Genomic DNA, 14442 nt, shown 5'->3' with positions numbered 1-14442 from the left:
TTGATTAAAAACGGTTATTGCGAAAATCGTCTAAGGCTTGCATTATCTCTTCCTCAGTATTCATAACAAAAGGACCAAGCCGAGCAATTGGCTCCTTTAATTTCTTAGCAGCAATGAGCAAGCACTGTGAATCACTGGTAAGACCTTGCAAAATTAGCACATCTCCTGAGCCTAAAATAGCCAAGTGCCGTGATTTAACAACCTCCCCCTGAATCTTAATTTCCCCTGATAAAACGAAAATCATCGCTTGGTGGCCGCTAGGAATTTGTTGCTCGAAGGTTTGGTGCTTGGGTAAATGGATATCGAAAAAAAGCGGATCGGTGGCAATACCAATGATTGGAGATTGAGTTCCCTTATCCGTTTTACCTGCAATTATTTTGACGTTAACTCCTGAATCATGATGTTCCACAGGCAATTGAGATGCGGTAAATTCTTGATAACGCGGATTTGTCCATTTACTAGCAGCAGGTAGATTTAGCCATAATTGAAGCCCAGTAATGCCATCTTTATTTTTCTGTGGCATTTCTGAATGGATAATTCCCCGCCCTGCGGTCATCCACTGTACATCACCCGGACCAATTACACCTTGATGTCCTTGATTATCCTGATGGGCTATTTGGCCTGTCAAAAGATAAGTAATAGTCTCAAAACCACGATGGGGATGGTTAGGAAAACCCGCAACGTAATCCATTTCATTATTACTATCAAAAAAATCAAACAAGAGAATTGGCTCAAACGGATTTTTCCTGTCTGCGCCGATATAGCGCATCAGCTTTACCCCTGCGCCTTCTCGAATTAATGTTCCAATTAATTGCTGTTCAACATGAATAGCTTTCATCGCTGGCACCCATTAGAAAGATTCAATTTAGGATAGATTAAATGCAGGTATCTTGCCTAGCACAATACTAATAAACAATGACTGATCTAAATCAAAATGACTATGCTAAAATGGTTCCAATTGGCTTCATAGGAGTTTTTGAATGCGGTGCATCAATTTAATTCTTTCATTTTTTGTTTTTCTGCTTACAGCAACCTCTGGATACAGCTCAAATGTGATCTTACGAGATATCAGTGGCCATACTATTCCTTTTGATAGTCTAAAAGGCAAGTGGGTTCTAATTAATTATTGGGCTAGCTGGTGCCAACCCTGTATTGATGAAATTACTGAATTAAATCGTTTTTATAAGAAAAGCAATGATAAAGTTGCTCTATTTGCCGTGAATTATGATGCGCTTCCATTATCCCATCAACTCGCCTTAATTAGAAAATACAAAATAAGCTACCCAAGCTTACGGCATGACCCAGCTCGAGATCTCGAATTAGGTGACATACGCGGTGTACCTGCGACCTTTGTTTTCAACCCTGAAGGTAAATTGCAAGGGGCCTTATATGGCAGCCAAACCCTAAAAAGTTTGAATCAGGCAATTTCTGATCATCGCGAAAATGGCTAGAGCATTAAATCAAGTCAACAGAATCCTCTAATTTTTCTAAGGAAACCAGAGTCCTTAAGTAGGAAAAATTTATTGCAAATTGCAGCAAAATCAATTCCATAAATATAAAAAAAGTTTAAAATGCTATTTTCCAATTTAAATTGGCTTCATTATGTATTTGCGAGTTTTCTTCTTATTACTCTTTACTAATGTTGCAATGGCAGGGCCATGGTGGACAGGACCGTTACTTGCTCCAGCTGGTAAAACCATTCCAGCAGGTCATTTTAATTTTGAACCCTACGGCTTCTATACAACTTATCCCGCACATTTTAAGAATATTGAAATCGTTCCTATCCTAACAGCTGGCCTCACCGATTTCTTAGATTTACAAACCGCGCTTCCCTATGACTACAGCTGGGTTGATCATCAACACGCAAGTGAAATTGCCGATTACAGTTTGGCATTGGGGATTCAACTATTAAGGCAGAAAGAGAAAAGTTGGGTACCTGATCTACGAGTTACTATTCAAGAGATTTTTCCTACAGGAAGATTTGAGAATCTCGATCCGAGAAAACTCGGGACAGAGCAAACAGGGATAGGTTCTTATATCACTTCTTTTGGTTTTAATTTCCAGAAGTTATGGGAACTTCGTAATCAACATTATTTACGTGGCCGTTTAAGCCTGGTAGCAGCATTTCCAGGCAGTTCTAGTGTCCATGGGATTAATGCCTTTGGAGGAACTGATCTGACAGAGGGTAGTGTCCATCCTGGAAACATTTATTCTGCTGATTTAGCTTTTGAATACTCGCTTACTCAGCATTGGGCTCCGGTTTTTGAAGTCCTTTATGTTCACAGTTCTAATACTGGTTTTAGCGGTAACCCAGGGTTTACTCCTGGCGGTACCCTCGCAAGTATCGGGGGAGCAGGTGGAGATTCTGTTTCTTTAGCTCCAGCCCTTGAGTTTAACTTCACGTCTTCTTTGGGGATTATTGGTGGAATTTGGTTTTCAGTGACTGGACCCCATGCTTCGAAATTTACAACAGGGGCGATTGCTGTGAACTACTTCTTCTAGATCCACAAACAAGTCCTGGCTCTCGGAATAGGTCAGTCCCTATCTGGAAATGCTACATCTTAAGGCATCACGAAAAATGTCATCAAATCTCTTTGCTTTCTGTTTTTTCTTCAGCAAACAAACGCTTTCGCTGTACCTCTGTCAATTTAATTTTCAAATGCCACCCACCTTCATCAGCAGGCGTTTCCTCAATAACTGCATCTAATTGATAAAGTTTAGCGCGCAATTTTGCTTCCGAAGGTTTAATGAATACTTCTTCTACGTTAATTTTACCTTGCAATTGGGTAACAATAGCTTCACGAAGCAAATCAAGACCAGCATTACTTTTAGCTGAAACCCATACTTTGCAAGTGTCTTCCTGACAGTCAATTTTTGGACACCAACCTTCTTGTAAATCGATTTTATTAAAAACTTGAATGGTGGGCACATCAGTGACACCTATTTCTGTAAGTACGCGTTGTACAGAGAAAGCCATCTCACGCCAATGTGGATCAGCAATGTCAATCACATGCAGGAGTAAATCTGCTTCTTTTGTTTCTTCAAGCGTAGCACGGAATGCTTCAATCAATTGATGAGGGAGATCACGTATAAAGCCCACCGTATCGACCAGAATTGCTGCAGCTGCACCCGGTAGCTCTATCTTACGCATCGTAGGATCTAATGTGGCAAATAATTGGTCGGCCACATAAATTTGTTCCCCTGTTAATGCATTAAATAACGTGGATTTTCCTGCGTTTGTATACCCTACAAGGGATACAGTAGGTAATGCCGCTTTTTGTCTCGCGCGACGGTTCTGATCCCTGCTTCGTCTTACCTTCTCTAACCGCTTGTTAATCGATTTAATACGCTCGCGTACCAGGCGCCGATCTGTTTCAAGCTGGGTTTCGCCAGGCCCCCTCAACCCAATTCCCCCCTTTTGGCGCTCTAAGTGAGTCCAACCACGAATCAATCGGGTGGATATGTGTTGTAATTGAGCCAACTCGACTTGTAATTTTCCTTCAAAAGTCCTGGCTCGTTGCGCAAAAATATCGAGAATCAGGCCACTACGATCCACTACCCGGCATTGAAGTAATTTTTCCAGATTTCGCTCTTGAGAAGGGGATAGTTCATGATTGACTAAAACGAGTTCTGCATTATGTGCTGAAACAAGCTGTTGAATCTCTTCAGCTTTTCCAGAACCTACATAATATTTCGCTTCTGGAGTGGCGCGAGCACCAAGCACACAAGCTACTATCTCCGCTTGTGCAGAAAGAGCCAGTTCCTTAAATTCAGCTAATGCTTTTTCTGCATCAACACCAGGAAGCGCCAATTGTACTAAGATGGCGCGCTCGCCACTTTGTGGACGTTCAAACAAGACGGCATTTTCCATTAACTAGAATGCTGCTAGTCTGCCATATTTCCCTCTTCGTCACCAGTGGGCAACTTAACCATACGTGATGGCACAACGGTTGATATTGCATGTTTATAAACCATTTGCGTCACTGAATTTTTAAGCATCACTACGTATTGATCAAAAGCATCAACCACACCGTGTAATTTAATGCCATTAACCAAAAACACGGATACTGGAACCTTTTCTTTACGTAATTCATTTAGAAAGGGATCTTGTAAGAGATGATTTTTAATCATTGCCTACTCCTTATTATTATTTTTTCAGGCAACTGCTTTCATCTTTATAATCGGCGCCCAAATGAAAAACTTTATGCTTAAATAAAATTTTTTTTGCGAAAAATGCAACCAAAAACCTCTCTGTTTATAATTTTTTGATTATCGTTTCCAATTCCATTTGATTCCCTATAAACTATTATTTTACGAACTGAATGTTTTGGTTTTCAGTTTTTATGGCTAAAAATGCTATAGTTAACACACTAACAGTGGTGTGCCTACCGTTAGGTAGCCATCGCTAGCGCAGTAGCTACAGCTCTGCTAATGGCGGGCCTGGCTTTAGTCTCTCCCATCCTTATTTTTGGTTGCGCTCTGCGTGCCAGCGGGGGGATTACAAATAAGCTTCTTGATTGGCTTTCCCCCTCTTCTGATGAAAATTCCCTAACCTCAAATTTTATAAAACATCTCTTACTCAAAACCCTATTCACTATTCTTTTACTAGCTCCATTAGCTGCTGGCCTAGCAATTATTGGTGCGATCCTGATGCCATCTGTATTTTTAGCCCTAACGTTTGTAATTCCATATAAAGGCATAGAGAAAGTATTTTCATACTTCGAACAACAAGAAGACGAAGAGAGTGCATCTGAAACCGATAGTATTTATGCACATCCCAATTCTCAGGTACATGAAGGTGTAGCAAGAGATAATTATCATTCCCCAGGGCTTAGGTTTTTTAGCAATCCTGGCTTACTTCTAACTAATGGCCCAGAACTATTGGAAGAGGCTAGGGGTCTTTTGGGTTTTGGCCAGAGATAAAAGGTTTCCTGACGGCATAGATATCCCTCCAGACTGAAGAGATTTCATTAGCACTAATTAAGGCTTAATAACTAACTCGAAACCTTAGTCTGACAACGAAGGGCTTGGCTTTCTCTACTTTCTAATCCTTTAAGTTTGCCCAATATCAAGACAATGCCACTATTTCTTTGAGAAATCTCTTACATATTGTACATCTCTTCCTTCAATGACAAATCCCCATGACAATATATATACTTATAAACATGAACGGATGACACGGATTGTCTGACAGGATGTCAAAGAAAGGGACAAGCACAAAGGATGTGCTCCGCTGCAGGGACGCGGCTTTTAACTTAATAGTAAGTTCTTTCTTCCTTCAAAAAACTCCCGTGACTAGGCTTTAATCCTAGTACGGGTTTCTATTTACTGAAAGACTGGGAAATGTTTCTGAAGTTTTTACACTCTACTCAAAAATTCAGGAACACTATCTAAATGCCCTAAACCCATCGATAAATAATCTATTAAACCCAAGTGGTTTCCTTCTTGGGCGTTAATAGGTTACCCAGAACCTATTTATTACACATCTATGTTTTCAGCTTCCAGGGCATTGCTTTCAATAAAATCTCTTCTCGGTTCGACATTATCGCCCATAAGCGTTGTGAATATTTCATCTGCTGCCACAGCATCCTCTATACTCACTTGCAACATGCGTCTTACTTCCGGATCCATTGTTGTTTCCCACAACTGTTCAGGATTCATTTCACCGAGACCTTTATAACGTTGAATTGTTTGACCTCGTTTCGCCTCATCCATGAGCCAATCAAGTGCTTGTTCAAATGACTCAACCACTTGAGTTTTTTCACCGCGCTTAACAATTGCCCCCTCGTCAATGAGGGTGGTCAGCTTCGCTCCTAAATGAACTAGCTCTTTATAATCTTTAGATAAGAAAAACTCTGCATTCAATAAAATGAATTGCTCGGAGCCATGCTGCCTGACCGAGACACGCGGAAGGTAACTATCATTTTCTGTATTGTGAATAATGTCTACTTGATAGTGTTGGTTTTTATTGGTTAACTGCTGAAGACTCAGGTGCAGTTGTCTTGCCCAATTACTCATCAATTCCTGATTTTTAAAGTCTTCGATTTGCAGCTGCTGCAGGTAACCGATCCTGCGAAGAATTTCAGAGTTATAGCGCCTACTATGACGTTTTATTATTTTCTCAACACGACGATATTGCTTAACCAATTCTTCCAGTGCGACAGAGGCGATGGCTGGCGCTCCTTTTGCAGGGAAGAATTCTGCCCCATCAATTGCGTTTTGCGTTAAGTATTCAAAGAGGGCTTCGTCATCTTTTACGTATTGTTCTTGCTTGCCCCGTTTAACTTTATATAGTGGAGGCTGAGCAATATAGATATAACCACGCTCTATAAGTTCTGGCGTTTGCCTATAGAAAAAGGTGAGCAATAACGTGCGAATGTGCGAACCATCGACATCAGCGTCGGTCATAATGATGATACGGTGATAGCGAATCTTATCAGGATCATATTCATCTGGCCCGATGCCGCACCCTAAAGCAGTAATTAGTGTTGCAACTTCTTGAGAAGAAAGCATCTTATCAAAACGTGCTTTTTCGACGTTTAAGATTTTACCCTTCAGTGGCAATATTGCTTGGAATTTTCGATCCCGGCCTTGCTTTGCAGAACCGCCTGCTGAATCACCCTCCACGATGTAGAGTTCAGATAGAGCTGGATCTTTTTCTTGGCAGTCAGCAAGTTTTCCCGGTAAGCCTGCAATATCAAGTGCGCCCTTGCGCCGAGTCATTTCTCTTGCTTTGCGAGCCGCTTCCCTCGCGCGTGCAGCATCGATAATTTTCCCCACAATCGATTTTGCAACGGTAGGGTTTTCTAATAAGAAATCATTCAATTTTTCTGAAACCAGAGACTCGACGACTGCTTTCACTTCTGAAGAGACAAGTTTATCTTTTGTTTGTGATGAGAATTTTGGATCCGGAACTTTTACTGATAATACTGCGGTTAATCCCTCCCTTGCATCATCACCTGTTGTCGTGATTTTTGCTTTTTTCGCATACCCTTCGTTTTCAATATAAGAATTAAGAGTGCGCGTTAATGCCGCCCTAAAACCAGCTAAATGGGTTCCTCCATCGCGTTGGGGAATGTTATTCGTGAAACAAAATATGGTTTCTTGAAATGAATCATTCCATTGCATGGATAATTCCACACTGATATTGTCTCTTTCGCCGCTAAGCGAAAAAACAACGGGCATAATGGGCGTTTTATTGCGGTTTAAATGTTCCACAAACGCTTTAATGCCGCCTTCGTAGCAAAATGTGTCTTGCTTCTGGGTACGCTCATCATATAAATGGATGCGAACGCCTGAATTCAGGAATGAAAGTTCACGTAGGCGTTTAGCAAGGATGTCATAATGAAACTCAATGTTGCTAAAGGTATTTGCGCTGGGTTTAAACCAAACTTGAGTTCCAGTCGTATTTGCCTCACCTGTCATCGCCAATGGTGCATCTGGAACACCGTTGCGATAGTGTTGTTCGTGTACTTTTCCGTTACGACGAATGGTTAAATGCAACTCTTCAGAAAGCGCATTAACAACAGATACACCCACACCGTGCAAACCACCTGATACTTTGTAGGAGTTATCATCAAATTTTCCTCCTGCGTGCAAAATGGTCATGATGACTTCTGCAGCAGATCGGCCTTCTTCTTTATGAATGTCTACAGGTATTCCACGCCCGTCATCTTTGACAGTTATTGATTCATCGGCATGGATGATTACTGAAATTTCATGACAATACCCTGCTAACGCCTCATCAATAGAATTATCCACTACTTCGAAAACCATGTGATGCAAGCCGGTGCCATCATCTGTATCACCAATGTACATACCCGGACGCTTTCTAACAGCGTCTAAGCCCTTTAAGACTTTGATGTTCGACGAATCATAACTAGCGTCAACACTCATGAGGACCCTCTTTGCCTAATGGCTAATCAAATATAATAGTATACCACGAATCAGGGTTCTTTTGTATGATTCCGCTCTTTAAGATCACGGCTGTCCCATTAAAAATGTAACGTCTTCCCGAGCACAGTCAAGAATCTCCTGCAAGGTAGCACGCGCTTATTAAAATGCTGCGATTAAAATCAAATCGAGAGCAAGTCTCCCCAGCCTGCATTTACTGAAATCGCTAATGTCCTACAATCAATAGCTATCCAATTACCCAATGTTGAAATAACTGAACCCAAGAATTAAAACATTTTTTAAACTCCGGGATTTAAAATCGAAAATACATGAGCGTAGGTGTTTTTTGTTGGAATGCCATTATCAAAAGGATAAAACTCGACGTCAATAATCGAGTTTTTCTTAACCAATCGTTACGCCAACTCTGAGTCCCATATAGGTAGCGCAGATAACAACAAACAATATCCCCTTGAGGGATTTTTTCATTCTATCAATCCTTGGATTTTCGAGTGCATCGGAATGGCATAAAAAGCCAGGTGTATTTTCCTCTGACATCATTCAACTCTTTGTAAAAAACAATAGGTTTAAAAGCTTATGTTAGTCAATGCACTAGCCTCTTGGCTTGAGATTCTTCGATACGCTCGCAAAGACATCACATTTTTACTGTGATAACCGTGTCTTTGATAAATGTCTTTCATGAGGCGAGGCCATTTTGATAAAACTTTTATCCTTACAAGCTTTTGTAATTTTTGACGTCCGGCAACTCGATTTTGCGGTTATGAGCCAAAGTATGCATTCACAACTGAATGCGGAGCGCTATCCATTTTTATCTTTCCATGCTCAAGCCATATCGCCCTGTTGCATGTATTCAGTATTAGATCCGGTGAGTGGCTGGCGATAATAAGAATGTTTGTAGCCTGGACAACTTCGGTCATTCTTTTCTCAGCTTTGCGTTTGAAGTTTTCATCCCCTACTGAAAGCCATTCGTCCATGACGAGGATTTCGGGTCGAAGTATTGTTGATACCGCAAATGCTAGGCGCAAATGCATACCAGTTGAATAGGTGCGAACGGGCACATCGATGAAGTTACCCAGCTCAGAAAACTCGATAATATCATCTAAGTGTTTTTTTATCTCTGTCCTTGTTAAACCCAGAAGGCCGCCACGAACATAAATGTTTTCCCTTCCTGTGGCTTCTGAATCGATACCAAGTGAAATATCGATAAGCGAACCAATTTCCCCCTTTATTCTTACTGTTCCGCAAGATGGCTCATAGACACCGCTAAGCAAGCGGAGGAGTGTGCTCTTCCCTGCGCCATTATGACCGATTAGCCCAACTCGATCCCCATCTTTTAATGAGAAAGTTAAATTTTCTAAAGCACGAACCACAACAACACCTTGCCCATTTGCATCCAGCTGTCCGCCGGTAGCAACTTGCATAAGTCGTTTCTTGAGGGATCGGCTATTTGTATTATAAATAGGGAAATCGACACTAACGTTATTAAACTCTATTGAAGCCATAGCTTTTCTTTCTTATAACCAGTAAGCAATTCGCCGCTTGTAGCGGCTATAGATTTTTAAAGTCAAACCCCATCCAAGTAGTGCCAGAATAATTGATACAAACCAACTGGTCGAAGAAGGAGCATAACCTAGCAAAGGTGCACGTACAATTTCGAGCAAATGATAAACAGGATTATATTGTAAAAAATAGTAACTTCTTCCGGCTGGTAAAAGACTTGGCATCCACATGATAGGCGTTAAATAAAATACCACTTGTAACAGGCTAGTGACCATCTGGGCAAAATCACGATATCTTGTGCAAATGGTAGCTAGTAGTAAAGCTACCCAGGTTAAATTAACCAGTGCTACTAAAAACCCAGGAATACTTAACAGTGCTACCCAGTACATCGGTTTCCCCACCGCCAACAACACCAGAGGAAAAATGAGAATATTATGTCCTAAGATTAATATATTCCGCCAAATCATTCTTAAAATATGAATAAACAGCGGTAAGGGAAGTTGTTTAATTATTCCTTCTGCAACTATAAACCCGGTACATCCTTCAGTTACGATAGACGAAAAAAAACCCCACAGGATAATTCCAATCGATAAAAATGGTAAGAACTCTCTTAATGAGGAGTTAAAAATTTGCCCAAATACAATACCAATAGTTGCAATCATTACTCCCATACTGATAGTTAACCAGAAGGGGCCTAAAGCCGAGCGCCTGTAACGCTGACGAATATCTTGCGATCCTAATATCCTTAAAAGAGAATAGTGTTTAACTGCAGCAGTAAGATCTGATAAGGCAATATTTATAGAGCCATTTCCCATTGAAACACCGTGCTTTGACAAAAATCAGGCCATTCTAATCTGTGTTACTGAGACCTGTCAAATAAAGCATTGTTTCTAGCAGATAACGTTGTCTGGTCGATTTGTTCGCTCGTTTCCTGACTTTTCTTGTGTCATCCCAATCAATTCAAACAACCTGCAACATTGTCATTAAATTCTCCATTCAATTAGCCGAACTGTATCTGATTAATTAGAACGATGTTTCACGTGAAACATTTCTCATAAATTGATCATTGAAAAGAATTCAGAGTTTTGAGGTAAAGGTAAAGAGTTTTTATCAGTTGCGGTAACGAAAAACTGGCCATTGAAAGTGTGAATCAAATTAAAAAGTGAAGTTAAATGTAAATCGTCAAGCTCAGTTGAGAGATCATCGCATAGAAAAATACAAGGAGTGGTCATTAAAAGAGTCTGAGCGAGCTTAAGGGTAATCAATACGATTTTTTGTTGGCCTCGAGATAGGTATTGTTTAGCTTTATACATTTCTGATTCAATCAACAAATCAGCATGATGAGCACCGTATTGAGTAAATTGGCGAATGATATCTAATTCGTAAGAGTCAGCTAAAACGGCCGATAAAGATTTATTAGCACCCTTTTTATCCCAACCTTTATAATATTGCAAATGGCATTCAACTTGAGTTAATTTCTTTAAAAGAGTTTGAAACACATTATTTAGTTTAACAAAGTAGTCCGATCTGAAAGCATCCAGCTTATTCGCTAATTGCTCTATTGTGAGATTCCAAGGTTCCAGATCCGCTCTGCGGGCCTTCTGGCGTAATAAACTGTTCCTTTGTTTTATGGCACGCCGATACTGTTTCCACAATAAATGATAAGAATGTTCCACGTGAAACAATCCCCAATCAAGTAAACTACGGCGAACTGATGGCCCTGCGTCGATAATTTGAAAAAGATCCTGATAGAGAACCTGACATGGAAGGAAATGAGCAAGCTCACTACTGCTTTGGCAAGGATAATTATTTAATCGAACCTGAGTGGGTAAAGAAGTCGATTTCTGAATACTGATTGATTGTTCATCATGGGTCCGAGCAAAGACGGTCAAACAATCTGTGCCATGGCGGACAAGCGGGGTAATTTCACGTGTGCGGAAAGAGTGGCCACTCCCTAAAAGGTAAATGGATTCGAGAAAAGAAGTTTTCCCAGAACCATTAGGGCCGACAATGATATTTAAATGGGGATGAAGATTGAAACGTAAGGAATGGATATTGCGCAGATTTTGAATTTGCAATTGGGCAAGAATCATAATTTCATAGGCATAATGATGTATTGATAGCACTCGTCCTGTAAAGACTCGACTAAAATACTGCTGTCTGTCGTCGACATTGATAGACGTATAAGACCTTCGTTAACAAAATTTAAAACATCAAGCAAGTAACTGGCATTAATCCCAATCTTGATCTCGTTACCCTCAGTATGAGCTTCAAGTGTTTCCATAGCCTCCTCTTGCTCTTGATTATTAGCAATAAGAGTTAAGGCGCCACACTGCATCTGTAACATTACCGCCTTGGATTTTTCATGCGCAAGAATGGCGATTCGTGAAAGAGCACGTTTCAACATATCCCTATCAATTAGAATAAACTTATCCTGGTTTCGTGGAATAGCCTTAGCATAAGGTGGAAAACGTGCATCAATTAATCTGGACTGAAAGGTATATTCGTTCGTCGATAATTTAAAATGTGTTCGGCCGGCTGCAATACTGACCTGTTCATCATTAACATTCTGCAGCAAGCGCAACATTTCTTGCACACCTCGTTTAGGCAACAAAAAACGTTGATGCGAAAAAGTAAGATCATAAGGCAACTTGCAAATAGCCATACGATGACCGTCTGTCGCAACAGAAGTAATGGTCTGGGCATCAAGTTCAATTAACAAACCATTTAAAAATACACGGACGTCATGCTGTGACATTGCAAAATGGGTGGATTGCAAAAGATGTGTAAGCGATGCTTTTGAAATTAAAAACTCAACTTCATTTGATTCAGTTTCAGAAGATGGAAAGTCATCGGCTGGTAAGGTTGCAAGTTTAAATTGACTCCGTCCCGACTTAATGATGACGGTTCCTGATTTTAAACTTATATTGGGGCAAGAGTCATCGTCGAGTGAGCGAATAATATCAACAAATTTCTTTGCAGGAACCGTGATCTGACAAGGTGCTTGGTCAGCATCACAGTTAACACGAGCGGTAATTTCCATTTCCAAATCAGTAGCTGTTAGCGATAATTGATTATTGGAGAATCGAAGTAAAATATTAGATAAAATAGCCAAAGATTGCTTTTTATCTACTGCTCCTGCAACAGTGAGTAAAGGACTAAGTATTTGCTCTTTTGTGAGTGTCAAATCAAACATGATTTATCCTAGAATCAAGAAGATAAGGTTCGCATGAGGTTTTTATAATCCTCTGCAAAATCATTATCGTCTTGAATTAATTCTTTTACTTTACGACATGCATGAAGGACTGTCGTGTGATCTCGGCCGCCAAAATGATCACCAATCTCAGGCAAGCTATGGTTAGTTAACTCTTTTGCTAAAGCCATCGCCATCTGCCGCGGCCTAGCTATAGAACGACTACGCCGCTTAGAAAGGAGATCGGCCACTTTCACTTTATAATACTCAGCAACTGTTTTTTGGATATTTTCAATTGTAACTAGCTTATCCTGCAAGGCAAGTAAATCACGCAAAGCCTCTTGCACAAAATCAATTGTAATGGGCTTGCCGGTAAAATGGGCATTCGCAATCACTCGCCGCAAAGCGCCCTCAAGTTCACGAACATTAGAGCGTATGCGTTTGGCAATAAAAAAAGCAACCTCATAAGGAAGTTCAATATTCGATTGCTCAGCCTTGCTAATCAATATCGCAACACGTGTTTCAAGCTCAGGCGGCTCGACAGCAACAGTTAACCCCCATCCAAAGCGGGACTTAAGCCGCTCTTCCATGCCTTCGATTTCCTTTGGATAGCGATCACTGGTCAGGATAATTTGCTGCTGTCCTTCAAGTAACGCATTGAAAGTATGGAAAAATTCTTCTTGAGATCGATCTTTACCTGCAAAAAACTGGATGTCATCAATCAGCAGCACATTGAGTGATCGATAAAATCGCTTAAACTCATTAATGGAATTAGTTTGTAGCGCTTTAACCATATCGGCCACAAAACGCTCAGAATGAAGATAAAGTACTTTAGCTTCAGGATCATTCTTCAAGATAGCATTACCAATGGCGTGCATTAAATGGGTTTTGCCTAAACCGACACCACCGTATATAAATAAGGGGTTATACGCATCACCAGGGCGCTCGGCAACTTGCCATGACGCAGCTCGTGCTAATTGGTTTGAATTTCCTTCGACAAAACTTTCAAAAACAAATTTTTTGTTGAGATAACTGTTTTTATAGTCAGCTGTTTTTTTAGGCGTTGGTTTTGGAACATTGATTGGGGCTATAATGGATTGGCTATCAGTAGAAACAGGCTCAGCCGTTTTTGTTCCGATACTAATACTTAATAACGAAAAGGCATCCCCGCCAATTTGGCTGATCAATTCTTTTAAACGAGTATAAAAATTTCTCTTAACCCAATCCACAACAAAACGGTTAGGTGCTAATAAAACAAGACCGTTATCGTGAACTTCAGCCTGTAAAGGACGTAACCACGTATTGAATTGTTGCGGCGGGTACTCCTCCTCAAGAAGCTCCCGACATTTCTTCCAAACATCTTCAGACACAAAAACTCCTTAAACAAGGCAAAAATAAAAGGTGCACCAGGCCAAAAAAGCTAAGTTATATTACTACTGAATATTCTTCAAAAGAATATTTCGGTAATGAATGACTTGTTTAAACTTTAAACAATATAGAGCACGTGAGGCTATCATTTATACTACACGGGGGATTAATTATACCGTGCCATCGACAAAAAAACAGAGTTATCCACAGTCGGAATAAAATTTTTATATAAAAGTAATCAAGAGAAAGCGAAACGTCATAGGTTAAATTGAAGTTGAAGACTTAGAAATCTGTGAATAGAGTAAGGTAAAAGCTCAACAAATCTGGTGGATAGAATAGTGCGTTTCGGATGCTTCGATCTTATCCGAGGGGTTATCCATAACTAAAGACAGTGATTTTTAACAGAATAAAAAAAATGTAATTAATTGATATATTTGAATTTTTTAAATATATCAACAGATAAATTTAAC

Annotated in this window: 12 protein-coding genes; 3 read left to right on the top strand and 9 right to left on the bottom strand. The window is 40.2% G+C overall.

The features are described from left to right. Positions 1-4 precede the first annotated feature (4 nt). Complete coding sequence (locus LMI_RS00060) at positions 5-838, bottom strand: pirin family protein (RefSeq protein ID WP_045097985.1); 834 nt, start codon at positions 836-838, stop codon at positions 5-7. A gap of 142 nt (positions 839-980) precedes the next feature. Between LMI_RS00060 and LMI_RS00055 the strand changes: the two genes are divergently transcribed. After that, positions 981-1451 carry a TlpA family protein disulfide reductase gene (locus LMI_RS00055; RefSeq protein WP_045097984.1) on the top strand — a complete coding sequence of 157 codons (471 nt, stop codon included), beginning with the start codon at positions 981-983 and terminating at the stop codon, positions 1449-1451. Positions 1452-1602: 151 nt separating this feature from the next. After that, a complete protein-coding gene (locus LMI_RS00050) occupies positions 1603-2502 on the top strand; it encodes a hypothetical protein (protein WP_045097983.1) in 900 nt (299 codons plus the stop codon). 82 nt (positions 2503-2584) lie between these two features. Here LMI_RS00050 and hflX read toward each other — a convergent pair whose 3' ends face one another. Continuing rightward, on the bottom strand, positions 2585-3856 hold the full coding sequence (gene hflX, locus LMI_RS00045) for a ribosome rescue GTPase HflX (protein WP_045100456.1): 1272 nt from the start codon (positions 3854-3856) through the stop codon (positions 2585-2587). A gap of 29 nt (positions 3857-3885) precedes the next feature. Next, positions 3886-4131, bottom strand: a complete 246-nt coding sequence (gene hfq, locus LMI_RS00040; protein WP_045097982.1) for an RNA chaperone Hfq — start codon at positions 4129-4131, stop codon at positions 3886-3888. Between the two features lie 300 nt (positions 4132-4431). Here hfq and LMI_RS00035 point away from each other — a divergent pair, with 300 nt between their 5' ends. Continuing rightward, positions 4432-4923 carry a hypothetical protein gene (locus LMI_RS00035; protein ID WP_045097981.1) on the top strand — a complete coding sequence of 164 codons (492 nt, stop codon included), beginning with the start codon at positions 4432-4434 and terminating at the stop codon, positions 4921-4923. Positions 4924-5478: 555 nt separating this feature from the next. Here the strand turns inward: LMI_RS00035 and gyrB are convergent. The 6 genes from gyrB to dnaA form a co-directional block, all read right to left on the bottom strand. Further along, positions 5479-7896, bottom strand: coding sequence for a DNA topoisomerase (ATP-hydrolyzing) subunit B (gene gyrB, locus LMI_RS00030; protein WP_045097980.1), 2418 nt, complete (start codon positions 7894-7896; stop codon positions 5479-5481). A 773-nt stretch (positions 7897-8669) separates the two neighbouring features. Beyond that, positions 8670-9413: an ABC transporter ATP-binding protein gene (locus LMI_RS00025; protein ID WP_045097979.1), complete on the bottom strand. Its 744-nt coding sequence runs from the start codon at positions 9411-9413 to the stop codon at positions 8670-8672. Positions 9414-9425: 12 nt separating this feature from the next. Then, positions 9426-10226, bottom strand: coding sequence for an ABC transporter permease (locus LMI_RS00020; protein ID WP_045097978.1), 801 nt, complete (start codon positions 10224-10226; stop codon positions 9426-9428). A gap of 237 nt (positions 10227-10463) precedes the next feature. After that, on the bottom strand, positions 10464-11537 hold the full coding sequence (gene recF, locus LMI_RS00015; RefSeq protein WP_231852189.1) for a DNA replication/repair protein RecF: 1074 nt from the start codon (positions 11535-11537) through the stop codon (positions 10464-10466). Beyond that, a complete protein-coding gene (dnaN, locus tag LMI_RS00010) occupies positions 11501-12607 on the bottom strand; it encodes a DNA polymerase III subunit beta (RefSeq protein ID WP_045097976.1) in 1107 nt (368 codons plus the stop codon). The genes recF and dnaN overlap by 37 nt, the downstream gene beginning before the upstream one ends. A gap of 14 nt (positions 12608-12621) precedes the next feature. Continuing rightward, entirely contained in the window at positions 12622-13974 is a 1353-nt protein-coding gene (dnaA, locus tag LMI_RS00005; RefSeq protein WP_045097975.1) for a chromosomal replication initiator protein DnaA, read from the bottom strand. Between the last annotated feature and the right edge of the window lie 468 nt (positions 13975-14442).

Source organism: Legionella micdadei, assembly GCF_000953635.1.
In the GTDB taxonomy this organism is placed as follows: Bacteria; Pseudomonadota; Gammaproteobacteria; order Legionellales; family Legionellaceae; genus Tatlockia; species Tatlockia micdadei.
This window is presented reverse-complemented; position numbering and strand designations above follow the sequence as displayed.

Excerpts from the sequence above, each read along its gene's own strand:
- LMI_RS00060 (WP_045097985.1), bottom strand. The coding sequence starts at position 838 with ATGAAAGCTATTCATGTTGAACAGCAATTAATTGGAACATTAATTCGA.
- LMI_RS00055 (WP_045097984.1), top strand. The coding sequence starts at position 981 with ATGCGGTGCATCAATTTAATTCTTTCATTTTTTGTTTTTCTGCTTACA.
- LMI_RS00050 (WP_045097983.1), top strand. The coding sequence starts at position 1,603 with ATGTATTTGCGAGTTTTCTTCTTATTACTCTTTACTAATGTTGCAATG.
- hfq (WP_045097982.1), bottom strand. The coding sequence starts at position 4,131 with ATGATTAAAAATCATCTCTTACAAGATCCCTTTCTAAATGAATTACGT.
- LMI_RS00035 (WP_045097981.1), top strand. The coding sequence starts at position 4,432 with ATGGCGGGCCTGGCTTTAGTCTCTCCCATCCTTATTTTTGGTTGCGCT.
- gyrB (WP_045097980.1), bottom strand. The coding sequence starts at position 7,896 with ATGAGTGTTGACGCTAGTTATGATTCGTCGAACATCAAAGTCTTAAAG.
- LMI_RS00025 (WP_045097979.1), bottom strand. The coding sequence starts at position 9,413 with ATGGCTTCAATAGAGTTTAATAACGTTAGTGTCGATTTCCCTATTTAT.
- LMI_RS00020 (WP_045097978.1), bottom strand. The coding sequence starts at position 10,226 with ATGGGAAATGGCTCTATAAATATTGCCTTATCAGATCTTACTGCTGCA.
- dnaN (WP_045097976.1), bottom strand. The coding sequence starts at position 12,607 with ATGTTTGATTTGACACTCACAAAAGAGCAAATACTTAGTCCTTTACTC.